Genomic DNA, 24045 nt, shown 5'->3' on the forward strand with positions numbered 1-24045 from the left:
TTTGAATAAAAAAGGGGAGCGTTTTTTAAAAGAAGTTACCAATCATATTAAATCAAAAGAAGCAAAGAACCTTGTTTCAACTGAACTGGATTTTCACTTGAAACAGACGAAGAATATGTGGATAGAGAAAGGGTTAAGTGAAGAAGTTGCTGAAGACAAGGCTGTTGAACAAATGGGAAGTCCAATCAAGCTTGGTCAAGAACTTAACAAACTTCATAAGCCAAAGGTTGATTGGTTCATTATTATTTTATTAGTGACTGCTATGGGGCTAGGTTTTTTGCCAATTGTAGCTTTTGGACATACGAATGATTTACTAATGAATAAGGTGATATTTGTTATTTTTGGTGTTCTAACAGCTTTTGGGATGATGCTAATTGATTATCGGAAATTAGAGAGACTGGGATGGCTGTTTTACACAATTGGAGTACTTATCCTTTTGATGCTATACTGTTTTCCAGGCGCTTCAATGATTGGAGAACCGTTAATAAAAGCTGGTCCCATCACAATTGGATATTTAATGGCAGTGCCGTTTTTTCTTCTAGCTTGGGCTTCTTTTTTCAATAACAGTAGGTTAAAGGTTATGCATCTTGTGATTTTGTATTTATTTTCTTTGTATTTATTTTTAATTGTATCAACTCTTTCAACAATTTTTATCTATACCATGATGGTATTCGTTATGCTTTGGTGGAGTAATCTAGGTAAGAAAAAGACATTGATCATTACAGTTGTACCAATTTGTTTATTTATTATGAGTGGTTTATTTTTCTTGTCCCCATTAAAAGGACCCCACTTGGATAGATTTTTAGGGTATTTAAATCCGGAACAAGATGCGGGTGGCGCAGGGTTTATGTATATACGTTTAAAAGAGGTAATGTCGTCAGCAGGTTGGTTTGGTACATCTGGAAATGTAAAGTCTATCCCTGCTGCATATACTGATTTTGTGTTTGCAAGTTTGACTTACTATTATGGGTACTTGCTTGCGTTGATCCTTGTCTTAATTCTTTCTCTTTTTGTAGCAAGAATAATGGTCATATCTTATAAAATAAATGATCGTTACGGTAAATTGCTTCTTGTTGGCGGAATGACTCTTTTTGTAGTCCAGTTCATTTATAACGTTGGAATGATCCTAGGCTTATTACCGATCACTTCTATATCCTTGCCTTTTATTAGCTATGGATTGATGCCAACTCTGTTTAATGCGTTTTTAATGGGTATCGTGTTAAGTGTGTATCGACGTAAAAATTTGATATCAAGTAGTTTCATTTAGAATTGAATCTAAAATTTCTTTAAATTAATTTAACAAAGAAACTTTACACTGACATGGGTATTTAACTTATTCCAGAATAGGGCGCTTTAATGGAGGAAAGATCACAAAAATGATCAAACTTTTTTATGAAAGATAAATAGTCAATCTCAAAAGTGGAATCCATTTTGATCAATCTTTTTTCAAAATGGATTCTTTTTCTTTATCGTAAAATATGGGGTTGTGAGGTGTTTTTAATCAAACTTTATTTCAAAGCTACAACAGATTACATTGTTACTATCTAAGGGGGTCCCACCCCATACCCATCAAGCTAAGATTTTATCGTACCCCCTAAACGGAAATTTTGTGTTTTTTATAGCACTGAAGTTCATTTTTATCGTTTTGGGGGCAAGCTATTTTGTGAGGTTGATAGGCATGGGGTAGCACCACATCGCCATCAAGCTAATATTTTGAAGCACCACCAAAACAAAAATTTTATCTCTCGACAGTTATATTTGAGAATTAAGCTCATTTTTTCGTTTTGGGGCAACCTGTTCTGTTAGGTTGATGGGCATGTGGCGATACCCCTACTAAGAAGCGAGTGGAATAATTAAAATCATTCTACTTCCAATAACAAAAATTATGTAAATGAGCTGTCCATATGGGCGGCTTATTGTATTTCTTTTGCTTATCGTGGGGAAGTTTCCAAAATGCTGGTTGTACCCCGTATAGGGGTACAACCGAGATACGTGTAAAAACGTAATAGAGAATGGTTATTTTATCGAAATTCGGGATCTGCAACCCGATATTTATATTTCCTGAAGTTTCCAGACCTTTTTCGATTTCGGAAGATATTTTCACATGAATATAGCTGATCCCATTACACGAGCAAGCCGACCTCATGTCGCAAAGCTGCTTCAAGTTCAGGAAAACAGTAGTGGTATCCAGCGTCAATAAGCTTACGAGGTGTAAGCCGTCGGCTGACCAAATAAACATCATCGGCCGCTTCGCCCAGGAATTGTCTGAGCTCAGATGCACTGATTGGTTTTCCAGATTCTTTATTAATTACGTTGGAGAGTATTTTCACAAAGTCGCGGTTTTTCACCGCATTTGGACTCGCTGCATTCACCGGTCCAGCCAAGCTCTCTGTTGAAATGCAAAAATCCACAATTCTTGGAACATCTTCGCGACTTACCCAACTCATCCATTGCTCGCCACTTTCAAAAGCTCTATTGATTTGAATGGCGGTTTTCAGAGTTGAGCCACCCAGTATGGTGGGAAATCTGAGATGAACCACGCGAATGCCAGCATCGAGAGCCGGTGTGCATGCTGCTTCGCCATCGAAGTGAAGACGTCCCACAAAATTTTTTGCAAGTTGTGAATCTTCGTCTATGAGCTGGTCATTTGATGGTGAATAGATTGTTTCTCCGGATGCGCAAATCAATACTTTCGGCTTATGCTTTCTTTTTGCTAGGCTTGAAGCTAAAAGACGGCTTGTTCCAACGCGATTGGAATACCACTTTTTTTTGAAAGCGGGTGTCCATGTTTCACTGGGAAGGGCTGCGACGTGAACCACACTATCGAAACCTTCGAGACCATCCTCATCAATGGATTCAGCATCAGGATCCCATTGGATCTCACCTGCTTTCGCATCATGTCGTACCAGTCGGACGATATCGTGCCCTTGGCTCGCCAAATAACCCATTACTGCTGAGCCCACGAATCCACTTGCTCCTGCTATTAGTATACGCACTTTAATCCACTCCTTTATTGATGTTTTCTTTTTTCAATGCTAATATATTTCTAATAGTTCAAATTGTAAAGTAGTTACATATTTGTTATTTGATTTCCAGGAGGTAACTAATATGATAAACATTGAAGAATGCTGTGAAAATAATTCCAGTTGCCTAATCAAAGAAACCCTTGCGCTAATCAGTTCTAAATGGACCCTGCATATCTTACGAGAACTTTGTAACGGCACCAGGAGGTTTGGGGAGCTGAAGAGGTCAGTGGCGGGCATAAGTCCGAAAACACTTTCGGCTCGGCTGCAGGAGTTGGAGTATCAGGGGATAGTAGCCAAAAAAATCTATGCCGAGGTACCACCACGGGTAGAGTATTCACTGACTCCCAGCGGGGAGAGTTTGAAGGACATAATTGTTGCTCTGTTTAGCTGGGGTAAGGAGCATTTAAGCTCGAAATAGAAAAGAAGTCTGAGCTTAAAATATATTGTCTTCACTTCGCGAGATCACTACCGGCAGATTCTCAACCAGCGTCCGGTATTAACGTTCACTACGCTTTATATCCTCTGTCCGTTCAGTGACCAATTGTTCTAGGTTATTTTGGTGCTGGCACAGCGTCTCCCTGTAAAAGAGGAAACCTTATTATGGATAGCCACCTGTAAATTGAGTGATTTCCAGTTGGGCAAAATCACTTTTACAGTTGGTTATCTATAGAACAGGTCTATATTAAAATACTACATCGTAAGAGTCCTCTGATAAATAGTTAAAAGTTGCGAATTGACTTTACACTATCCCAAAAGCATAGGCATCTAACCCAACCGAAAGCAATTCTTCATTTTGAGGGAAGCCTTCATCATCAAGGTTATCTTCATGTATGTATTCTGCTAAAAATTCAGGGTCTTTTATTACCTTGTTATATATTTCTTCTCCCTGTCCAATCAACATGCCCATCAACTTAAGAAAACAAATCCACCCCAAAACTAAAAAATGAGCTTTTTTATTACAAGTTAGGAAAAAATCTCGTTCTGGGGGAGGTGTATTTTCTTAGCTTGATAGCGATGTGGTGCTACCTCAAAAGGAAATACCGTAATACGGAGTTAAAACATTTTACTTCCTAGTGGAGTGAAATTTGGTTTTATTTCTACAACTTTCCCTGTTTCCACTCTTTATTATGAATATCTAATCCTTCTTGATCAAAGAAATGGAGAATAAACTCTTTTTCATCTCTATCAGTTTTTTTGGCTAGGTTAGATCCCTCCACACTTTGCTTTTTTCCAAAACGTAAATAAAGAATTTCTCTATAGTCTTCAACTGCAGATTCGAAATTTCCATCGTACCATTTGTTCAGAATAGATTCATATTTTGGTCTTTCATCATTATTGATAACATTTAAGTTGTTTCTTAAGTATTGAATGTTTTCTTTGGTCATTTGAAATCGACCTACATCACGGGTACCAGGAACATGAAGATTATTCCCATTGAATGTGAGTTTTTGGAAAGACATATGTATCATCATGTCATTTATAGTTTGCTCGTTTTGGATTTCTCCAATAGACTGAGCTGCTTTAGATAAATCATCATTGCTAACTATATAACTATCTTTTTGTTGCTTTTGAATGGTTTGAACTTTAGGTTTTTCCTGAACTTTTTCTTCTAATTTTTTATCATTATATGTTAGAGTGATGTAGGTTCCTACTGATAAAGTAACTAAAACAATTACACTATAAGTAATTTTCTTTTTCATAATAAATCCTCCTGCGAATATCTTTGAAAACTGATTTCTTAATCTAATGTGATGAAGGGCCGCTAAACGATAATCAATTTTCAACTGAAAGCCAATAATACTCTCTCTTTAAATCAGGCTTATTATCACGCTCTCTTTGAAGTTTTTCTCGGGTCTCATAAAAGTATATAGTGAAATTTAAAGATATATATTATTCACCTAATAGCACAATACATTTTTTATTTTCATTTCTAAACTCTTATTTAATTGTCGTATATCCCAGTAACTATTTATTTCCAATTATTCTAATTATAACAAATAGTGTTCTGTTATGCTTTTTTATGTATAAATATTTCTTGAGACTTATATATCTGTAAAAGTATACCTTTACAGATATATAGAATACTATAAAAAACCACATCTATAAATGTCTATTTCTCACTTTACAGACATCCGTATTTTTCATATACCTTTAAGGACATGTTTGGTAAAATTAACAGTGAGGTGTAGCATATGAAACATAAAAAATTTGGATATGTACGAGTTTCAAGTAAAGATCAGAATGAAGAACGACAAATTCAGAATATGAAGGATTTAGGAATAGAGGATCGGGATATTTTCATTGATAAAGAATCTGGAAAAAATATGGAGAGAGAGAATTATCAAATGCTAAAACGTTTTGCTCGTACAGGAGACACGATTGTGTTTGACTCGTTGACAAGACTTGGAGGAAATATGAATGATACATTAGAAGAATTTAGATATTACGAAAAACATAAAGTAAATTTACAATTTATAAAGGAACCATACATTAACATCAATTACACTGGAGAAAGTACAAATGATGTTATTCAGAGCGCAATTCAAAAAGCAACCCTTACAATATTATCAGCATTTGCAGAAAAAGAGCGCATTGATATTAAACAACGCCAAGCTGAAGGAATTGCTCTTGCCAGAAAACAAGGTAAACGTTTAGGGCGTCCACCTGTTGAAATAACAGAAGATTTTACGGATGCTTACAAGGAATGGAAATCTGGTTTAATTACAGCAGTAGGAGCCATGAAAAAGTATGGCATCAAACGTTCTTCATTTTATAAACTTGCCAAACAGTATGAAGAAAGAACCAAAAATTAGAGAGGCGAAAATTTAATGGATGTGGTGCTTTCTTATGCCTATCAAACACGTCACAGAATTGCATACCATTTTATCCATTTTTAACCGGAAATACAAAAGAACTTGTAGAAATCACTACAAGTTCTTTTTAGGGCTAAAGTACATACTAGGGAAAAACAAATAATTTCATTAGACATACTAACTTTAGGGGCAATTCCTCAATAACTTTATTATATAACAAATATTAACATTTAAAGATTGTAATTTTGAAAGTTATGTGAATTATGTTAAATGACAAAAAAGTTGCTTAATTTACAATAAAGTCCTTTAAAATATCTCATGTCTGATTCTCCTAGATCCTGTTTTCTAGAGTGTAGCTTCATGTAGAAAATTTTGCAACAGAACCAATCTCCTTGAAAAGAATGGTAAGGGATGAAGAAAGTAAAAGAGCAGCCAGCAAAAGCTAACTGCTCATCCCAAAGGAAAAAATAGGCTGTGGTCTAGCCTGTTTGTAGTATTTGCAGATGGTGAAATATTATGCGGAGGGATGAGGGATGGAAAAATTTGAGTTGAAGATAATCGATAACAAGCTAGTTATTGATTTAAACAAAATGACTGATGATTATATGGAATCCTATGGGTATGATGGATTGCCAAATAGGTTCTATATTCCTATTAAGCTATTTTCGCACCAGAACCGTTAATCTTATCCTTTGGTTTTATTTCTAAGTTCTGTTATCAGAGCAATTAAGACTGAAACAAAAATAACTGCCATAAAAATCCCGTTTATATACCTTTGGTCTATAAAATTCAATATTGATACTATGAAAGATAAAACAGTTGATAAAACCAATAAAATACGTCCCATATCTTCACCTCTTTTCCTCATTGTACCATTTGAAAGAACCGATTTATTTAGATTTTTTGAAGTATATGGTATTCATGTTCGGTTAACATAACGTATCATTATCAGCAGGAACCAAATCCCAGAAAATTATTTATACCAAGATTTTTCCAGATTTCCGTTCCCACGCATGCAGGATTTCATACATTTCTGTCACAACAGCATTTAGCAGTTCAAACCGTTCTTGTAGCTTGCATGAAATCCTGCATATCCTTATGCCTATAAAATCCGCGTTTTGCCGTCAGTTGTAGCTTTGAAATAAAGTTTTATCAAAAATATTTAGCAAGCTCATATTTTACAGCATAAAAAAGGAATCCATTTTGATAAAAGATTAATCAAAATGGATTCTACAGTTTAAATTTAAATTGATTTTTTATAAAAAAGATTGATTATTTTACATTATTCTTTTTATATTTCTTTAATTGCTATTCAAAGAATCTTCTTCAAACTTTTTATAAGCTTCTTCCATTCCCATTATAACATTTTTAATCTTCATATGCCCCTCAGTATATACAGAGTGATCTCTTATTTCTTCCCACATATAATGATACTTTTGAATGTTATTAGTTTCACAAATGATAATATCTGTATAATCTTTTCCAGGTAAAGCTTCTGCATCAAAGAAACGCACCTGTACTTCGGGATATTTTAAAGTAATTTCTTTAAGTTCATTAGCCCTTTTCTCTCTCTCTTCACGAGTCATGGCAAGCCAAGACGGATAAAACTCCACTAAAACAATAAAGATATGATTCATACTTATTCCCCTCGATAACTAATTTTATTTACTTTTAGATTATAGCAAAATATATATTACAATTTGAATGTTTATAATATTGTAAATTTTTTAAGTTGAACTACTCCGTTTTATATAGCTAAAAAAAGATATGGAAATTCAACTTTGTTCTTTAATTCCAGTTATTCTTTTACAATATCTTCTGTTGCTCCAACACTTCCAATGCCTATAAACAGCAGATAATAAAATCAGCAATCTTTTTATTTAAACTAATACCTCAAATCCCCTTAACTCTTTTTATACTAAACTGCTTCTATAGTTCAATGAAAAAAGCCGAAATGTAGATCATTTCGGCACATCGTTTTAATGAACGGTTAAACTTTTTTCAAAACGATACGACTTTTTTATAAACAGTTAGTCTTTTTTCAAAACCATTAAACTTTATTTCAAATCTACATTTACATGTATTTAAAGTAAAATTGGTTTTAAATAAAGATTAATCTTTTATGCTGTATTATTGAGTTATTGCCCCATTAATTGAAAATAGGCATTTCCCAATCCTCTAAAATTGCCCAAGTAATTGCTGATTTTCCTTTTAGGGGTACAGCCGCATGCCCATCAAGCTAAAATTTTATAGTACCCCCAAGAACGAAATTTTGTACTAACTTGTAACAAAAAAGCTCATTTTTTCGTTTTGGTGATACTTTAAGATCTTAGACCCCTTAGAGGGGTAAATCTTAATGACAGTTAGGAAACGGACGCAAGAAGAGTTTATTAATGCAGTGTATTTACAAGTTGGGGATGAGTATAGTGTACTTGGAATTTATATTAATAATCATACTAAAATTTTAATGCAACATAATATTTGCTCCTATCAATATTCAGTAACACCTAAACATTTTCTTAGAGGGGTACGTTGTCCTAAATGTGCTGGTAGATTAAGAAAAACTACAGCTATGTTTAAAGAAGAAGTATATAGCTTAGTAAAGGACGAATATTTAGTATTGGGGGAATATATTACAAGTAAGATAAAGCTTGAAATGAGACATAATACATGTGGATTTGAGTATCATGTTAAACCTAATCATTTTTTAAGAGGAGTAAGGTGCCCTAAGTGTTATGGGAATCATAAAAAAACAACTAAGCAATTTATACAAGAAGTTAGAGATCTTGTAAAAGAGGAATATACAGTGTTAGGGGAATATGTTAATACCAGTACAAAATGTTTAATGAGACACAATATATGTAATTATGAATATGAAGTTAAGCCCAATGATTTTTTATTTGGGAACCGGTGTCCTAAATGTTATGGTACCCCTAAAAAGTCACATCAACAATTTTTAAAGGAAGTGTATCAAGCTGTTCAAGAGGAGTATACAGTACTAGAAGAATATGTTAATGCTCATGCTAAAATTGAATTTAGGCACAATAAATGTAGTAATACATATATGAGTAGACCAGGGGATTTCTTAAAAGGAGTAAGGTGTCCATTTTGTAATCAAAGCCATGGTGAAATGCGAATTCAGAAGTATTTAGAGAAACGAAATATAGTATTTAAGAGTCAATTTTGGTTTGATGATTGTAAAGATATAAGAGTGTTAAAATTTGATTTCGCGGTATTTTCTAGTGATGGATCGGTGCAGCTAATGATTGAATATGACGGTGAACAACACTTTAATCCTTATCATTTTTTGGGTGGAGAAGAAGAATTTCAAAATATTCAACGTAGAGATCATATAAAGAATAAATATTGTTTAGAACATGGTATTAGGTTAGTGAGGATACCGTATTATGTAGACAATATTGAAGAAATGCTAGAAAGGGAAATAAGGATTTTATAAAGGGGTTCCACTTTATAATAAATGTTATATTAAATGCTTGACGGGGGGCGATTATTCATAATTCGTTCTCCGAAGATTAAACAACTTTATTATTGTGACTTTATAATAAAGATTCATAATTTGTAATAAAGTTCGATAACTTAGAAATAAGTTTGATAAAAATCACCTCGTGAGATATCGTTCTCCTAAGAGGTGATTTTTTGTCTAAGAGTAAATTCTATAGAAAAGAGGGTGAAGATGATAATAAATCTTTAGGCTTTTTTATCGTTGTAAAGAGCGAATGTAACTTCTGCTTCACAAGCGACTTCTTCATCTACTGTAGCAACAGCATTTGCTTTTGCAATTAAACCACGAACTCTGGTTATTTCTACTTCTAAACGTAATTGATCGCCAGGGTGGACTTGTTTCTTGAACCGACAACGGTCAATACCAGCAAACAACCCAATCTTTCCTCGATTTTCATCTTTCATTAACATAATAACTGCACTTACTTGTGCCAACGCTTCTACAATTAGAACGCCCGGCATTACTGGATAATCTGGAAAGTGACCATTAAAGAACTCTTCATTAGCGGTAACATTTTTAATTCCGACTGCGCGTTTTCCTTCCTCTACTTCAAGAATACGATCAACTAATAAAAACGGGTAACGATGTGGAATAATTTCTTTAATTTGTTGAGTATTGAACATAAATCCCTCTCCTTTATACTTTCACATCTGGCATTTGATCACCATTATTTTCGTTTCAAATTATTTACACTAGTTAGCACCTGGTCCTAGTATTAAATTATAAAACTAAGTGTTAAAATAGTAAAGAGGACAAACAAATTCTGTCAAAAGTAAGAATTACAGCCATTGGTGAAAACTCATATTCCACAAACGGGCGCGATTGTATAGCAGCACAGGTAGAAAATGATCAAACTTTTTTATAAAAATTGAACATCCAGTCACAAAGAAAGACTCTATTTTGATCAATCTTTTTTTCAAAATGGAGTCTTTTTGTGTAACACAGAATGTGGATTTGTAAGAGGTTTTTGATCAAACTTTATTCCAAAGCTACAACTATCCCGAACAAAATGTCGTTAACATTGATAATTGGATGTTTTTGTCCATCCCCCGAAAAAACAATACTATATGGGGTAGCATCAGGATTTTGCAGATTTACAACGTTAAGGTAAAAATTCTTGTATCAATAGGGTAAACCCTATTGGGATATTTTATTGAACCTGGTATAATGGTAGGTTCTGGTGCAAAAACTTCAAGATAATGCAATTAATCTCTAAATCTTGGATATACTGATACTACTACTCTAAAAAAGGAGCATGATCAGTATGGAAAACCAAAATTTATTCAAATGGAAACATTATCAGCCTGACATTTTTTTGCTAACTGTAAGATGGTACCTACGGTACAACCTCAGTTTTCGTGATTTGGTAGAAATGATGAAGGAACGAGGTTTATCCATCGCTCACACAACCATCATGCGTTGGGTACATCAATATGGTCCTGAACTAGACAAGAGAGTTCGCTGCCACCTTAAGAAAACAAACGATTCTTGGCGAGTAGATGAGACGTATATCAAGGTAAAAGGTCAATGGATGTATTTATATCGCGCAGTTGATTCCGAAGGAAGTACGATTGATTTTTACCTAAGCAAAACAAGAGATCATAAGGCTGCAAAGCGCTTTGGTCTTACCCCTGTCAAGTGGACAGATTCAAAAAAGACTATGCAATCAGTGTGTTCCGATATTCGATTGGAGCACACTGATTCAGTTTTTTCTGAAATCGTTCATGATTATAGAACCAAATATAATCCTCAATGGCTCGATAGAGATCGTTTTCTGTTTTACATCCAGAAAAATACATATTCTCTGTTTTGACATGTGAAAAGAAGGATTCAATGCATGCATTATCTAGACAGTTTCCCTTGCGAGAATGACTACCTATTATCCCGAATGTTTTAATTTGATCATTGTATGTTTTAGATGTATACTGGAAACCCTGGTCTGAATGAAGGATTGCTCCTTGTACTTCTCTTGTTGTAGCCAGTTTTTTGACAGTATCACTCACCAGCTTCAAATCATTTCGTTTGGATAGCTCCCACGCGACGATTTCATTATTAAAAAGATCTTGGATGGCAGACAGGTAATAGAAACGATCTCCAAGATCTAGATAGGTTATATCTGTAACATAAAGACGGTTTGGTTTATTCGTTTTAAATACACGATTGAGTCGATTCGGTTGTATGATAGAGGCCTTCCGCCCAAAGAAACGGCGTTTCTTTCGAATTACAGACCGAATATTCAGCTCTTTCATTAACCTATACACACGTTTATGATTCACATGAAACCCTTCTTTTTTCAGTGCTATTTGCAAGCGGGGACATCCATAAAAAGGACGTGTATGATGGATAGCCATTAAATGTTTCTTCAAGAGTTGTTCATATTGGTACCTTTTTTTTCGAACTTTCTCCGTTTCTCTCCATTTATAGTAGCCAGATCGGGAAACACCCGCAATCGTTACGAGCCAGGTAATAGGATAATTCTTGTGTAATTCGTGAATGATCTCAAAACGTTTTACTTTTGGAACCCATCCTTCCCATGTAGATTTGGATACTGCTTTTTTAAGTATTCAACCTGCGCTTTTAAATAATCTCTTTCTTCCTCGATACTTTTAAATGTTGTTTTAGATAAGCGATGAAAGGGATTGAGTTCTCTTGATTCTCCCCCTCGTTGATCAGCCAAAGGCTCACCCTGCTTATGCTTCTTTACCCAATCTTTCAATTGAGTAGGACTTCTAAGCCCTAGTTCATTTGCCAGAATCTGATAACTCTTTTCTCCATTTACATACAGCATGACTGCCTTACGTTTGAATTCTTCTGTATACGGTTGAAATGTTTGTCCTTTTTTAGCCAAAGAAAATCCCCTCCAAATAGAGTGTAACACTTACTTATCAAAAACAGTCTTTTTACACTGTCTACTCAAAAGGGATAATACCACTTCTTCAAGAAAGCTTTGCGGTCTTTTCATGTTTCTAAGCCACGTGTCATAACAGTAGATAAAAATCCGGCTTATCCTATAGCAGTTGAAGAATTGAGGAAAGAAAAAAACATGCCATCAGGCATGCAACTCAGACAAAAGAAATATTTAAACAATATCGTGGAACAGGATCATCGTTTTATAAAGAAGCGAGTTCGTTCTATGTTAGGATTGAAATCATTTCGTACAGCCACTTACATACTGAGTGGCATAGAAGCGATGCATATGATTAAAAAGAAGCAGGTTCATCAAGGGGTGAAATCTGCTCAAAATCGAAAAGAATTCATTGATAAGCTGTTCGGTATCGTATCATAATCCGTAAGTTAGCAGAAAATTCATATCCTACGTTTTTTATAAATTATCTTTGCACCAGAACCGGTTTATTTCCTATCAAATGATTTTTGCGCCAGAACCTCCTATATCATATCTATATGAGTTATTTTCCAATGCTCATTTTTAATAAGTCGCTCTAAATTCTCTCTGTCTCTCTTTTTTAAGTAATTGATAATTTGTTTATGATCTTCATTCATTTGCTCTAATACAGCGAAAAGTTTTTCTTCATCTTTACTTAAATAAATTTGTCTAACAAAACTGTTTTGTAAAGAAGCAAGGAGTTCAATTAACGTATTGTTATTACATTTATCAATATATACTTTATGGAATTGGTTTTGGTATTTTTGATAGTCTGAATAGTGTTTTTGTGAAATTGAAAGGTCAATTTGCTTAGCCAACTTTTCCATTAGTTCAATATCATCCTCTGTGATATGTTCTACAGATAATGAGGCGGCTAGGGCATCCAATACACCAACAATTTGAAAAACATCAAGCTTCTTCTTGGTATCAAGCTCTTTAACGATAAATCCCTTTCGGGGAAGGTATTCAAGTAAATTTTCTGAAGCTAGTTGTATTAAAGCTTCCCTTACAGGAGTTCTGCTTACTTCTAATTTCTCACATAGTGCTGCTTCATTTATCTTATGGTTAGGAAGCAATGTTCCATTCTGAATTCTTTTTGCTATATAATCATATACATGATCTTTTAGTGAGTGGTATCTGTTTTTGATAGTTCTTTCCCCCTAAGTTAAAAGATAATATTATATATTATACAATATATAATATAAAAGCAGAAGTTCTTACATTTTTACATTAGCACCAGCTTATAAACTCTTCAATATCTCCACTATATTGCAATATATTAACTCACTATTACATCCATCCCTATAGTCTCTAATTCTAATATATAGCGAATCGACGCGTAGAGCTCCATATTTTAAATGGATTGAAGAAATGAGGAAGAGGCGGAGCGTTGTTGGTTCTTGTTTTAAGACGTCCAAATATATAGAGCATGTTTGATATTATTAAAAACTAAACACTTTCAATCTGAAAATATTTTTAAAATTAGAGTAATCACACATTGAAAAAGCGATAAGGCCATTGTATAATTCGTAGTACAAATAATTTTTCTGATTATTCTGTATAATATACAATATACAAAATAAAATATATTGTATATCTAGTATAATTAACTCATGCTGATTTACTATTTATTCTTATCAATTAACTTAAGACTAGAAAAATTAAGAAAGAGTAAATTTAAGCAAATAAAAGGAGAAGTGGTAACAAATATAAGACAAAGGGGGGAGTTTTTAATAAAAAATATACAATATATAATATATTATATATCTGGTTGAACTTGGATAATAAAAGGATATAGTTAGCAAAGTTATAAAAGTTTAGAGGTGAGAGATATATGAGTGAGCAAAAATTTAAAGCTGTAAAAGACGGTACAAAAGCTGTATGGGCGGGAGAAAAAGAATCACTTGCTTACAATGCAACTCAAGTTCCAGTGGTGCTTAGTGTAGCCTACAATTACGATGACGTAGATGAGTGGCATGAGGTTGCTATGGGAAATAGACCTGGATATATTTACAACCGTATGATGAACCCAACTATTCAAGCTTTAGAAGAAAAAGTAAGAATCCTTGAAGGAGCTGAGGCAGCTATTGGTTTCTCATCCGGAATGGCTGCCATTAGCAGCACACTGCATACATTTTTAAGACCAGGGGACCGGGTTATATCAGTTAAAGATACATATGGGGGAACCAATAAAATCTTTACTGAATTCTTGCCGAATCTCGATATAGAGGTGACGTTATGCAACACAGGAAATCATGAAGAAATTGAAGCTGAAGTGACCAAAGGGTGTAAGGTTTTATATTTGGAGTCTCCTACCAATCCTACCATGAAAATTACTGATATTGAGAGAATGGCGAGAGCTGGAAAATCTGTGGGTGCATTGGTTATTGTAGACAGTACCTTTGCTACTCCTATTAATCAGAATCCGCTTCAATTAGGAGTTGACATTGTAATTCATAGCGCCACTAAGTTCTTAAGCGGACATGCCGATGCGTTAGGTGGTGTAGTGTGCGGATCCAAAGAGCTGATGCAAAAAGTCTATCATTATCGCGAAATCAATGGAGCGACGATGGATCCGTGGTCAGCCTATCTTATTTTAAGAGGGATGAAAACGTTAAAACTTCGTGTGCGGCAGCAAGAAAAGAGTGCAATGGAAATCGCAAAGTATTTGCAAAAGCAAAAGCTTGTAGAAGCGGTTTATTATCCTGGATTAGAAACACATCCACATCACGATATTGCAAAGAAACAAATGAGGGGGTTCGGCGGAGTATTAAGTTTTGTATTAAAAGATGAAATGGAAGCCATAAAAATTTTATTGCCAAAACTACAATATGCAAACAAAGCTGGAAACCTTGGGGCTGTTGAAACTATATACGGACCTGCAAGAACGACTAGTCATGTCGAATGTACCCTCGAAGAACGTAAAGCTCTTGGTATTCCGGAGGGTTTGGTTCGTATCTCAGTAGGAATTGAAGATACGGAAGATCTTATTTCTGATTTAGAACAAGCCTTTGCATATTTGGAGTCACAACTACCAGTTACCAGGAGCTCCAAATAAAAAATATTAATATTGGAAGCTTTATTAGCCGTACGCAACAGTATCGAGTAGGTAATAAATTATCAGAGGAAACCGACATGGGTCCTATGATTTCAGAGAAGGAAGCAAAGCGGGTTGAGAGTTGGGTTAATGAAGCTGTTGAGAAAGGCGCAAAATTGCTGTGTGGTGGTAAACGTGAAGGCTCTTTTTATTACCCAACTGTTTTAGAGAATGTACCAGCGGATTGCAAGCTGGCAACTGAAGAAGTTTTCGGACCGGTTGTTACCATTTACAGCGTTCCCGATCTCGATACGGCTATTTTCCAATCTAACAATGTAGATTTCGGCCTGCAAGCAGGTATATTCACTCGTGATTTAGATAAGGCGTTGGGAGCTATACGTAAACTGGATGTAGGAGGGGTTATGGTAAATGATAGCTCTGATTATCGTATAGATGCTATGCCTTTTGGAGGTGTGAAAGGTTCTGGATTAGGTCGTGAAGGAATTAAGTTTGCACTTCAAGAGATGACTGAACCAAAGGTTGTTTGCTTTAAAATGTCATCTAAAAGATAATAAGACAATTTAATGGTGATAATGATAGCTTTATAAGAATCGACCTGTATAGGTCGATCTTCACGGATAATAGTCTGATTATTCTGTGAAAAAATACCCAATTGTTATATGTTATTATCTACTCCAAGAAGCATATAGCAATGAGTGAGTTACTTAATATAATCGCAGGTAACTAAGTGTAAATCTTAGGAGACAGTAGATGTCATATCGAATCGAAAAAGATTTCCTATATGCCAGTCAACTCGGTTATGGCGGAGATGATTAACCAGGTAGCGTTCCAGGTCATCGGTACTGACCAGATGATGGATACCATATAAAGAGTAAATAGAAAAGATTTTACTAGGAGCCGTATTACTTATACAAAAAGGAGGCGACTGGATGCTAGACGCAAATAATATCGATCAAAATCAGTTAAAGCGTTCCATGAAAAGCAGACATTTGTTCATGATTTCGCTAGGTGGGGTAATTGGAACGGGTCTTTTTCTAAGCACAGGCTATACGATTAATCAAGCTGGACCGGGGGGGACGATTCTCGCTTATTTGGTTGGCGCACTGATTATGTATCTTGTCATGCTATGCCTTGGTGAATTAACTGTAGCTATGCCGATAACCGGTTCATTTCAAACATATGCTACAAAGTATATCGGTCCTGCTACCGGATTCACCATTGGTGTGATGTACTGGCTTACCTGGGTGGTTACGGTAGGTTCGGAATTTACCGCATCCGGTCTATTGATGAAGAGATGGTTCCCTGAAACTTCCGTTTGGATATGGAGTTTCATCTTTGCGATTACACTTTTTCTACTAAACGCCTTTTCAGTGAAATTTTTTGCTGAAACAGAATTTTGGTTTGCTGGCATTAAAGTAATCACCATTATTTTATTTATCGTATTGGGGGGATCTGCGATGTTTGGCTTCATTCCTATGAACGGCAATGCATCTGCCCCGATGCTTTCAAATTTTACCGGTGAAGGAGGTCTTTTTCCTAATGGGCTGCTTCCAGTTTTTATGGCTATGATTTCCGTGAACTTTGCCTTTTCAGGAACAGAACTCATTGGTATTACCGCTGGAGAAAGTGAAAATCCGGAAAAAGACATTCCGCGATCTATTAGAAACGTAATTTGGCGAACAGTTTTTTTCTTTATTGGTGCTATATTTGTATTATCTGGATTAATCTCGTGGAAAAAAGCGGGAGTCATTGAAAGTCCGTTCGTTATGGTTTTTGATAATATAGGGATTCCTTATGCTGCTGATATTATGAACTTTGTTATTCTTACAGCTTTACTGTCAGTAGCCAATTCCGGTCTCTATGCATCTACCCGTATGTTATGGTCTCTTTCAAACGAAAAAACAATAAGCCCTCTCTTAGGAAAGGTAACGTCAAAAGGAGTGCCGCTTAATGCTTTAATTGTAAGTATGGCAGTAGCCTGCTTGTCATTATTCTCTAGTGTAGTTGCACCTGATACAGTTTATGTAGTGCTTGTGGCTATATCAGGATTTGCAGTGGTTATAGTATGGATGGGAATTGCTTTATCGCAGTATATGTTTCGTAAGCGATTTCTTGAAGTGGGTGGGAATATTAGAAATTTGAAATTTCGTACACCACTTTATCCTTTCGTGCCAATCGCTGCTTTTGTTTTATGTTTCGCTTCTTGTGTAGGTCTTGCTTTCGATCCAAGCCAACGAATTGCCCTGTATAGCGGAGTACCATTCATTGCTTTATGCTATTTTTTCTACTATATGAAAAATCGTGGAAAGAAGCATCAAATAGATTCCCATGATGAACTCGATCAGTATATTGAGAATATGGTTCTGGTGCAAAAAACTCAAAACAATTGCAATTAATCTTTAAAGGGGTAGCGCCCCATCGCCATCAACCTAACCAAAATAAACTACCCAAAAATGATAAAATTGAGCAATTTGTGTAAAATCTTTGTTTTGGGGTAATTATGAATTCTTAGCTTGATGGGCATGTGGCGGTACCCCTATATGTATTAAGAAAATCAAACTTTAAATCGTAGCATTCTGCTGCAAAAGAACATAATTCTTTAATAGAAGGGGTGGTTTTATGCCATATGTAATCCGAGATGAAGGGCTAGTTTTACAAGGAGATGATGGAAAAGAACCAATTTTTCATACATATGAAGAAGCTGCGGAAACATTAAAAACATTAACTATACCGCAGTTTCCAAAACATATTAGACCAAAACCATTTACACCAAAAATAATAAAAATAGCCGCTTCTGAATAAGAACCGGCTATTTGTTTATTCATAACTTAATAGCAAATAAAGTATATAAAAACTCTCTATATTGATCTTCTGTAATTTCACGCTTAGTTTTTTCCCCATGAATAATTTCAGTTAAACTTGTATTCGTTAATGAAACATGACCAGAGTTCGTCAACTTTACTGCAATTGGTCCTTTATTAAAAATAGACTTCTCATCTTCTATCACTCTTCTTTGAACATCGTTTACTACTATCTCATCAATAATATGTTTATAAAAAGCATGACAAACTTTCCATTCTCCATCAGCATCTATTCTTTCTAAAACATAATTTCCTTTACTCGTATCTTTTCGTCTCACCCGGTACGAACCATTTTTTGAAGAAACAGACTCACCAGTAAAAGGTACGGGAACAAGAGGTACTAACGAAGCTATACCTACATCAATTAAATACTGTACATTATCAAAGATTAAAATAATTGTTATATGGCCATCCTCAAGTGCCCATGCATTTATATCATTTTTATAAACCGTACCTAATGCCAGTTGTACATCATAACCACAGTCTTTTAAGAAATAGTAAAAAAGAGTATTTAATTCGTAGCAAAGTCCACCACGGGAACTAGTTAAAATTTTCTCTCGTAAGTTTTCCAGAGAGATTTGATTCGTATTACGTGCTATAACATCTAAATTCTCAAATGGTATAGTATGCGCAAACGAAAAAAGTATAGTAGGTAATTCTTCAAACGTTACTTCATTACGTTTTTTAAGATTTAATCTTGCGAAAAGCTGATCTTGTAAACTTGTCATATTTAGCACCCCTTAAAAATTTATAAGTTTAAATAATATATGCTGATTGTAAATTTTAAGGGGCACTGTAACAACGTACATTTCGTTTAACTGTACCGGTACAAAAATTACGATTCACATAGGAGGCGTCATTACAAATGCTTTTTCTGTAATTACTTCTTTTTGGGGCAAACCAAAAGCTACGAATATAAATTTAATAGTTTATCTATAGGCAAATTATGGTTCTGGTGCAAAAACTTCAGGGTAATTGCAAGTAATCTCTAAGTCTTAGACATACGGTTCTGGTGCAAAAAATCTAGTAAATTTGGACATACTGATACTAGTACTCTAAAAAGGGGCGTGATCAGTATGGAAAAGCAAAATTTATTCAAGTGGAAACATTATCAACCCGATATTATTCTTCTTACTGTCAGATGGTATCTACGGTACAACTTAAGCTTTCGTAACCTTGTGGAAATGATGGAGGAACGAGGATTATCGATGGCTCATACGACCATTATGCGTTGGGTTCATCAGTATAGTCCTGAATTAGACAAGCGACTTCGTCGTCATCTAAAACGTACAAATGATTCATGGAGAGTGGATGAAACGTATATCAAAGTAAAAGGTCAATGGATGTATTTATATCGCGCAGTGGATTCCGAAGGAAACACCATTGACTTTTTTACTAAGCAAAACAAGAGACCAAAAGGCTGCAAAGTGCTTCTTCAAGAAAGCTTTGCGGTCTTTTCATGTTTCTAAGCCTCGTGTCATAACCGTCGATAAAAATCCAGCGTATCCTGTAGCCATTCAACAGTTAAAAGACGAGCAAGAGATGCCTGAAGGCATCCAAATGAGACAAGTGAAATATCTCAATAATATCGTAGAACAAGATCATCGTTTCATTAAGAAAAGAGTACGCTCTATGCTGGGATTCAAAACGTATGAAACTGCTACTTCAATAGTACGTGGCATTGAATCCTTGCATATGATGAAAAAAGGGCAAGTTCACCAAGGGGTGAAGTCTGCCCAAAATCGAAAAGAATTCATTGATAAACTGTTTGGCATTGCAGCATAATCCGTAAGTTAATAGGAAATTCATGTCCTATGTTTTTTTGAAATCATCTTTGCACCAGAACCCTTGTGAGAATAAGGGGACGCCTTTTTCTTTGCTACCTATAATGAGACGTTATGTTAACCGAGCATGTATAGAATATACAGATAAAAAGCCCAAACAGATTGCTTCTTCTAAATGATATAATTAAAAAAATTTAGAATTTAGGAGGAAAACTTTGAAAAAATTTCGAGGAAAGAAACGCTATTTTCGTCAATTATGGAAAAAAACAAACATATATACTTGTAATATTTTACTTGATAATGAGGCGTGGTTCGATTTTTGGCATACTCATCTTGATTATTTGGGATTTGGTAATAAACGTCTGAAATTTAGAAGAGAACATATAAAAGCACATATAACTCTTTATAACAACTTATTAACAGAACTCGAAACACTAGATAAATCATATCAATCTTGGGTATGTATTCAGGTACACGATGCTGGACAAGATGCAGTGTATATTCACACACCAAATCCTAACAACAACAATTATCCTTACAAGAATTCCGAAATAAATTGGGATTGTACCGTTCCTAATATGTTCAAGGGCATTATAGATTTAAATAAGCAAAATATTGGCTTTTTAAGTTCTGAATATGGAGAGATGTACTATATTCAATCAAAGTTTCATGGAGATAGACTCTAGAAACTAATCAAATTTGATAATATAAAAAAACTTCCGCTAACGAAAATTATGTAAATGAGCTGTCCATATGGACAGCTCATTATATTTTTTTACTTATTGGGGTATTTGCTTTTCTTAGGTTGATGGAAATGGGGTAGCACCAACAAAACGCGAATTTTGTACACTAAGCAATTTTTCACATAGAAATCCGTTTTATAACGGGGCCTTTTTATTAAGGCTGTGTTAAAGGTAAAGGTTGATAATTGAAACTTCACCGTTCCCCTTATATAATTAATATAGGAACAAGTATTCGGGAGTGTAAGGATGGATAAGGCGTTTAGCAATTTAGTAAAACACAATGTAGTCAGATAGCTAAAAATTTGATGATAGACAGGAGTTAGATATGATGATAAAAGGTTTCGGAGGAATATTTTGGAGAACTAAGAATCTTGAAGTTATAAAAAAATGGTACAGTGAAGTGTTGAAGATTGAAATAGAAAATTGGAATGGGACTGTGATAAAACCCCAATTAGGAAATGAGACTATCTTTTCTTTCTTTACCGAGAATGACAGTTATTTTCCAACAGAACAACAAGTGATGTTAAATTTCCAAGTACATAATCTAAACGAGACTATTAAGCACCTTGAACATATTGGTGTACCTCTTGCAAAGAAAAAAGAGATTAGTGAATTTGGAAAGTTTATTTGGATTGAAGATCCTGAAGGTCGACTGATCGAGCTTTGGGAGAAATAACGAGTTGTAATTTATTTGCTATTGAGCTAACTGGGGACGTTAGTTGAACAAGAATGGGGAACCTCGACGAAAAGGGTCCCCTTTTATTATGAGAAAAGATGTACTTTTTTCGGCTGCCCTACAGAGATTTGTTGAGATGATAAACTAAATTGCTAGTTACGATATTTCATGATTCATTATAGAATTGGAGGAAGAATTTTTGTTTTTCTCAAAAATAATAGATCAATTCACCTTATATGATTTGCATAAAAAAAGAAGTAATGAATACCAATTCTCTTCTTTTCCAAAAGCAAATTTGGATGGAGAAGATGTTCAAACTTTTTATAAGACAGGACCTGTAGATATTCAATTCAGTATTGAAGGTTCGAATGAACAAAATTATGAAATCGTTAAATTTTTATATGATAGTAATGTTAAGTCAGGGTATTCATGCAATGATATTGTACCAGGAGAAGCGTTTTTAGCTGGAAATGAAGATGCAACTAATGTTATTTTGGTCCACGGGTGGCGAATGGATTCCAATAAACGTGTCAAAAACATATTTCATAATCAAATGATTGACCTAGGATGGAATATGTATTATTATACGCTGCCATATCATTTTGAACGAAAACCGGAGTGTTCACTATATAGTGGAGAATACATGATTAGTGCCAATATTGAGCGAACAGTACAATCAACCCAACAGGCTGTAGCCGATTTAAGGGGATTGATACAATGGATTAAGAAAAATAAAAAAGGGCCTGTGGTTTTAATTGGTGTTAGCTTAGGAGGATTTATTACGAATTTAACGGCTCTTGTTGAATCAGAAATTGATGTGTTAGTTTCCGTATTTTATGCGAACCGTCTTTCTTATTCAATATGGAAGACGAATCCTGGTAAATACATCAAAGCTGATTTACAAGATAATGGAGTCACTTATAAAGATTTAGTTGAATATTGGAAGATAATAGATTCTAGTCAAGCTATTCCTATGATGAATAAAGATAATATTTTGCTAATTTCAGCAAAGCACGACCAATACGTTCATATTGAAGATACAAGCCATTTATGGGAATCGTGGGGAAGGCCTAGACGGTATGTATATAATTGTGGTCATTCAGGAATTGTAGTTAATCGTAAGAAAATTGCCCAAGATGCTATCGATTTTATTCGAGCTCGAATAGTGGGGTGAAAGCATGATAGTACTTGTATTTTTATTATGGATGATTGCAGCGATTCTATTTTTCACTAATCGTAAAATGTATCGGACAATTGTGGAATATAAAATCGCAACAAGCATTAAGTGGCGATATTGTATTCCATTTTGTAGAGATACCGAAATTAATCAAACAGTGACGTGAAGAAAAAGTAAACCCGTAGGAAAATGTATTTGTTCGATGATGTTACTGTTACCAGCCTATGAAGATGAATATTTAACTCAAACATTGGAGGAGATTGCGATGAATCGAGATCCAATTTTGCAAAAGGCAATCAATAAATGGGGAAATATGGGCCATGATTCTTCTTTCCGAACAGCTTATGAAGCATGTTTACCAGTACGGTTCTTCTGCTTCATTAACCATCTCTCCTTAATACAATGCAAGAAACAGAAAAGAATATGAATTTCGGCTCCCGTTTAAGTCGAGATTTTTTCCTGTGTTAAAACATACAACGGAAAAGCTCTCGTTATTATTATCAGAATAAGGTGAATAGAGGGAAATATATGATATATTCATAATATCCAATCATTTTTAAGGGAGATGGGAACATGACAGAGGAAAATCAAACAGTTGAAAATAAGGAACTAACGATTTTTAACCACATTGGAAACACAATTGTAACAGAGGATAGAGGAATCCAAATTATTTCAAGATTAGAAGAGCCTCTTATTGTCGTGTTAGCAAATGTACTAAGTGATGAAGAATGTGAAACGTTAATTGAAATGTCTAAAAATAAAATGAAACGTTCTAAAATTGGTGTTTCGCGCAAAATAAATGATATTCGGACGAGTAGTGGTACGTTTTTAGAAGAAAATGAGGCCGTTACTAGAATCGAAAGACGAATCGCTTCAATCATGAATGTTCCTGTTGAACATGGAGAGGGGTTACATATTTTAAAGTATACAGTTGGCCAAGAATATAAAGCGCATTATGATTTTTTTGCAGAAAACAGTGCGGCAGCAAATAACAATCGTATTAGTACCCTTGTTATGTATTTAAATGATGTAGAAGAAGGCGGAGAGACTTTCTTTCCAAAACTCAACCTTTCTGTATCTCCAAAAAAAGGAATGGCGGTATATTTCGAATATTTTTATCAGGATGCATCATTAAACAAGCTCACTTTACATGGCGGTGCACCTGTTAGCAAAGGTGAAAAATGGGTTGCGACGCAATGGATAAGAAGAAGACCTTTGTATTAAGATACCACTCAATTACGAGTTTTCATGGTAAGAAATAATATGAATTATATGTCAGATTAATAAGTTCGTTCTAATTTCCTCCAATTTCTATTGAAGTCATAAACAAGGAAGAAATAGTAACCCCTATGAAATAGATATTTAGTGGTTTATAAAACTCCTTCAATTTTAAAATGAAGGGGTTTTATATTGAATTCCAGATATGTTGACTGCTGATAAAAAAGGTTATGATTTTACAAAAAAACACGGCCGATATTCCTTAGCGGCCGTGTTTTCAAA

20 protein-coding genes and 5 pseudogenes are annotated in these 24045 nt (G+C 34.7%); 16 read left to right on the forward strand and 9 right to left on the reverse strand.

Translation table 11 applies throughout. The features are described from left to right. Window position 1: 1 nt before the first annotated feature. Window positions 2–1267, forward strand: coding sequence for an FtsW/RodA/SpoVE family cell cycle protein (locus tag AB1279_RS09720; protein ID WP_429758567.1), 1266 nt, complete (start codon window positions 2–4; stop codon window positions 1265–1267). Between the two features lie 856 nt (window positions 1268–2123). Here AB1279_RS09720 and AB1279_RS09725 read toward each other — a convergent pair. After that, window positions 2124–2996, reverse strand: coding sequence for an epimerase (locus AB1279_RS09725; protein WP_429758568.1), 873 nt, complete (start codon window positions 2994–2996; stop codon window positions 2124–2126). 112 nt (window positions 2997–3108) lie between these two features. On the opposite strand from AB1279_RS09725, the gene AB1279_RS09730 reads away from it, so the two are divergent. Beyond that, window positions 3109–3444, forward strand: coding sequence for a winged helix-turn-helix transcriptional regulator (locus AB1279_RS09730; RefSeq protein WP_429758569.1), 336 nt, complete (start codon window positions 3109–3111; stop codon window positions 3442–3444). Between the two features lie 321 nt (window positions 3445–3765). On the opposite strand, the gene AB1279_RS09735 is transcribed toward AB1279_RS09730, so the two are convergent. Both AB1279_RS09735 and AB1279_RS09740 read right to left on the reverse strand, forming a co-directional pair. Continuing rightward, the gene (locus AB1279_RS09735; protein WP_429758570.1) at window positions 3766–3927 is read right to left on the reverse strand and encodes a DUF4240 domain-containing protein; all 162 of its coding nucleotides are present in this window, start codon (window positions 3925–3927) and stop codon (window positions 3766–3768) included. Window positions 3928–4123: 196 nt separating this feature from the next. Next, window positions 4124–4726 (reverse strand): DUF6241 domain-containing protein, encoded by a 603-nt coding sequence (locus tag AB1279_RS09740; protein WP_429758571.1) that lies wholly within the window; start codon window positions 4724–4726, stop codon window positions 4124–4126. Between the two features lie 492 nt (window positions 4727–5218). Between AB1279_RS09740 and AB1279_RS09745 the strand changes: the two genes are divergently transcribed. Further along, window positions 5219–5839 carry a recombinase family protein gene (locus AB1279_RS09745; protein WP_429758572.1) on the forward strand — a complete coding sequence of 207 codons (621 nt, stop codon included), beginning with the start codon at window positions 5219–5221 and terminating at the stop codon, window positions 5837–5839. Between the two features lie 685 nt (window positions 5840–6524). Here the strand turns inward: AB1279_RS09745 and AB1279_RS09750 are convergent. Both AB1279_RS09750 and AB1279_RS09755 read right to left on the reverse strand, forming a co-directional pair. Continuing rightward, window positions 6525–6686, reverse strand: a complete 162-nt coding sequence (locus tag AB1279_RS09750; protein ID WP_429758574.1) for a hypothetical protein — start codon at window positions 6684–6686, stop codon at window positions 6525–6527. Window positions 6687–7140: 454 nt separating this feature from the next. Further along, complete coding sequence (locus AB1279_RS09755; protein WP_429758575.1) at window positions 7141–7476, reverse strand: darcynin family protein; 336 nt, start codon at window positions 7474–7476, stop codon at window positions 7141–7143. Between the two features lie 719 nt (window positions 7477–8195). Here AB1279_RS09755 and AB1279_RS09760 point away from each other — a divergent pair. After that, complete coding sequence (locus AB1279_RS09760; protein ID WP_429758576.1) at window positions 8196–9296, forward strand: hypothetical protein; 1101 nt, start codon at window positions 8196–8198, stop codon at window positions 9294–9296. 251 nt (window positions 9297–9547) lie between these two features. Here the strand turns inward: AB1279_RS09760 and fabZ are convergent, their stop codons facing one another. Next, a complete protein-coding gene (gene fabZ, locus AB1279_RS09765) occupies window positions 9548–9985 on the reverse strand; it encodes a 3-hydroxyacyl-ACP dehydratase FabZ (protein ID WP_429758577.1) in 438 nt (145 codons plus the stop codon). 641 nt (window positions 9986–10626) lie between these two features. Between fabZ and AB1279_RS09770 the strand changes: the two are divergent. Beyond that, window positions 10627–10983, forward strand: a pseudogene (locus AB1279_RS09770) (IS6 family transposase); the annotation flags it as partial. 37 nt (window positions 10984–11020) lie between these two features. Here the strand turns inward: AB1279_RS09770 and AB1279_RS09775 are convergent. Then, window positions 11021–12210, reverse strand: a protein-coding gene (locus tag AB1279_RS09775; protein WP_429758578.1) for an IS3 family transposase whose coding sequence is annotated in 2 segments (ribosomal slippage) — window positions 11021–11910 and window positions 11910–12210 — 1191 coding nt in all. Because the reading frame shifts where the segments join, the coding sequence is not laid out codon by codon here. 84 nt (window positions 12211–12294) lie between these two features. Here AB1279_RS09775 and AB1279_RS09780 point away from each other — a divergent pair. Next, a pseudogene (locus AB1279_RS09780) lies at window positions 12295–12648 on the forward strand (DDE-type integrase/transposase/recombinase); the annotation flags it as partial. 101 nt (window positions 12649–12749) lie between these two features. Here AB1279_RS09780 and AB1279_RS09785 read toward each other — a convergent pair. Next, a complete protein-coding gene (locus AB1279_RS09785) occupies window positions 12750–13394 on the reverse strand; it encodes a GntR family transcriptional regulator (protein WP_377882342.1) in 645 nt (214 codons plus the stop codon). A gap of 686 nt (window positions 13395–14080) precedes the next feature. Here AB1279_RS09785 and AB1279_RS09790 point away from each other — a divergent pair. The 4 genes and pseudogenes from AB1279_RS09790 to AB1279_RS09805 all read left to right on the forward strand — a co-directional run bounded on the left by AB1279_RS09790 (window position 14081) and on the right by AB1279_RS09805 (window position 18106). Further along, a complete protein-coding gene (locus tag AB1279_RS09790) occupies window positions 14081–15304 on the forward strand; it encodes a cystathionine gamma-synthase family protein (protein WP_377882335.1) in 1224 nt (407 codons plus the stop codon). 20 nt (window positions 15305–15324) lie between these two features. Continuing rightward, window positions 15325–15855: pseudogene (locus tag AB1279_RS09795) on the forward strand (aldehyde dehydrogenase family protein); the annotation flags it as partial. A 378-nt stretch (window positions 15856–16233) separates the two neighbouring features. Further along, on the forward strand, window positions 16234–17700 hold the full coding sequence (locus tag AB1279_RS09800) for an amino acid permease (RefSeq protein ID WP_429758579.1): 1467 nt from the start codon (window positions 16234–16236) through the stop codon (window positions 17698–17700). Window positions 17701–17923: 223 nt separating this feature from the next. Continuing rightward, window positions 17924–18106, forward strand: a complete 183-nt coding sequence (locus AB1279_RS09805; protein ID WP_377884145.1) for a hypothetical protein — start codon at window positions 17924–17926, stop codon at window positions 18104–18106. 19 nt (window positions 18107–18125) lie between these two features. Here the strand turns inward: AB1279_RS09805 and AB1279_RS09810 are convergent, their stop codons facing one another. After that, a complete protein-coding gene (locus AB1279_RS09810; RefSeq protein ID WP_429758580.1) occupies window positions 18126–18893 on the reverse strand; it encodes an arylamine N-acetyltransferase family protein in 768 nt (255 codons plus the stop codon). A gap of 348 nt (window positions 18894–19241) precedes the next feature. Between AB1279_RS09810 and AB1279_RS09815 the strand changes: the two are divergent. The 6 genes and pseudogenes from AB1279_RS09815 to AB1279_RS09840 all read left to right on the forward strand — a co-directional run bounded on the left by AB1279_RS09815 (window position 19242) and on the right by AB1279_RS09840 (window position 23769). Next, window positions 19242–19950 (forward strand): annotated as a pseudogene (locus AB1279_RS09815) (IS6 family transposase). 214 nt (window positions 19951–20164) lie between these two features. Next, window positions 20165–20635, forward strand: a complete 471-nt coding sequence (locus AB1279_RS09820; protein ID WP_429758581.1) for a hypothetical protein — start codon at window positions 20165–20167, stop codon at window positions 20633–20635. Between the two features lie 385 nt (window positions 20636–21020). Beyond that, the gene (locus AB1279_RS09825) at window positions 21021–21368 is read left to right on the forward strand and encodes a VOC family protein (RefSeq protein ID WP_098311049.1); all 348 of its coding nucleotides are present in this window, start codon (window positions 21021–21023) and stop codon (window positions 21366–21368) included. A 199-nt stretch (window positions 21369–21567) separates the two neighbouring features. Next, on the forward strand, window positions 21568–22542 hold the full coding sequence (locus AB1279_RS09830; RefSeq protein ID WP_429758582.1) for an alpha/beta hydrolase: 975 nt from the start codon (window positions 21568–21570) through the stop codon (window positions 22540–22542). A 71-nt stretch (window positions 22543–22613) separates the two neighbouring features. Further along, window positions 22614–22897: pseudogene (locus tag AB1279_RS09835) on the forward strand (Rpn family recombination-promoting nuclease/putative transposase); the annotation flags it as partial. Between the two features lie 221 nt (window positions 22898–23118). Beyond that, window positions 23119–23769, forward strand: a complete 651-nt coding sequence (locus tag AB1279_RS09840) for a 2OG-Fe(II) oxygenase (RefSeq protein WP_429758583.1) — start codon at window positions 23119–23121, stop codon at window positions 23767–23769. Window positions 23770–24045: the final 276 nt, after the last annotated feature.

The sequence above is a fragment of the Bacillus sp. S14(2024) genome (genome assembly GCF_050473785.1).
Taxonomy (GTDB): Bacteria; Bacillota; Bacilli; order Bacillales; family Bacillaceae_G; genus Bacillus_A; species Bacillus_A yunxiaonensis.

Bases quoted from the DNA above. Each gene is read 5' to 3' on its own strand.
- AB1279_RS09730 (WP_429758569.1), top strand. From the start codon at position 3,109: ATGATAAACATTGAAGAATGCTGTGAAAATAATTCCAGTTGCCTAATC.
- AB1279_RS09735 (WP_429758570.1), bottom strand. From the start codon at position 3,927: ATGTTGATTGGACAGGGAGAAGAAATATATAACAAGGTAATAAAAGAC.
- AB1279_RS09740 (WP_429758571.1), bottom strand. From the start codon at position 4,726: ATGAAAAAGAAAATTACTTATAGTGTAATTGTTTTAGTTACTTTATCA.
- AB1279_RS09745 (WP_429758572.1), top strand. From the start codon at position 5,219: ATGAAACATAAAAAATTTGGATATGTACGAGTTTCAAGTAAAGATCAG.
- AB1279_RS09750 (WP_429758574.1), bottom strand. From the start codon at position 6,686: ATGGGACGTATTTTATTGGTTTTATCAACTGTTTTATCTTTCATAGTA.
- AB1279_RS09755 (WP_429758575.1), bottom strand. From the start codon at position 7,476: ATGAATCATATCTTTATTGTTTTAGTGGAGTTTTATCCGTCTTGGCTT.
- AB1279_RS09760 (WP_429758576.1), top strand. From the start codon at position 8,196: ATGACAGTTAGGAAACGGACGCAAGAAGAGTTTATTAATGCAGTGTAT.
- fabZ (WP_429758577.1), bottom strand. From the start codon at position 9,985: ATGTTCAATACTCAACAAATTAAAGAAATTATTCCACATCGTTACCCG.
- AB1279_RS09790 (WP_377882335.1), top strand. From the start codon at position 14,081: ATGAGTGAGCAAAAATTTAAAGCTGTAAAAGACGGTACAAAAGCTGTA.
- AB1279_RS09800 (WP_429758579.1), top strand. From the start codon at position 16,234: ATGCTAGACGCAAATAATATCGATCAAAATCAGTTAAAGCGTTCCATG.
- AB1279_RS09805 (WP_377884145.1), top strand. From the start codon at position 17,924: ATGCCATATGTAATCCGAGATGAAGGGCTAGTTTTACAAGGAGATGAT.
- AB1279_RS09810 (WP_429758580.1), bottom strand. From the start codon at position 18,893: ATGACAAGTTTACAAGATCAGCTTTTCGCAAGATTAAATCTTAAAAAA.
- AB1279_RS09825 (WP_098311049.1), top strand. From the start codon at position 21,021: ATGATAAAAGGTTTCGGAGGAATATTTTGGAGAACTAAGAATCTTGAA.
- AB1279_RS09840 (WP_429758583.1), top strand. From the start codon at position 23,119: ATGACAGAGGAAAATCAAACAGTTGAAAATAAGGAACTAACGATTTTT.